The sequence below is a fragment of the Calderihabitans maritimus genome (genome assembly GCF_002207765.1).
GTDB lineage: Bacteria > Bacillota > KKC1 > Calderihabitantales > Calderihabitantaceae > Calderihabitans > Calderihabitans maritimus.
Map to the genome: position 1 here is coordinate 1 of NZ_BDGJ01000068.1, position 223 is coordinate 223.

Genomic DNA, 223 nt, shown 5'->3' on the forward strand with positions numbered 1-223 from the left:
GAAATCCCTCCTCTGGTTTCTTATCCGGCGGTGAAGTCTCGCCAGCTTTATAGCTGATTTTCTTCGGTTGTTCGAGCCTTTCTGCTTCCTTGTGTGTTGCCGGGACAGCCTTCTCAATCTTTTTAGGTTCTTTTCCAGGCTTTTGGGAGCTTCTATTTTCTCTCCAGTGGAAAGAACGGCAAAGTGTTTCAAACCAACATCTATGCCAACAGGTTCTCCAACT

General features: G+C 46.2%; 1 protein-coding gene. It reads right to left on the reverse strand.

Going from position 1 to position 223, the window contains the following annotated elements:
* Positions 1-223: transposase (locus KKC1_RS06565; protein WP_143288695.1), on the reverse strand; the 223-nt coding region annotated here is incomplete at both ends.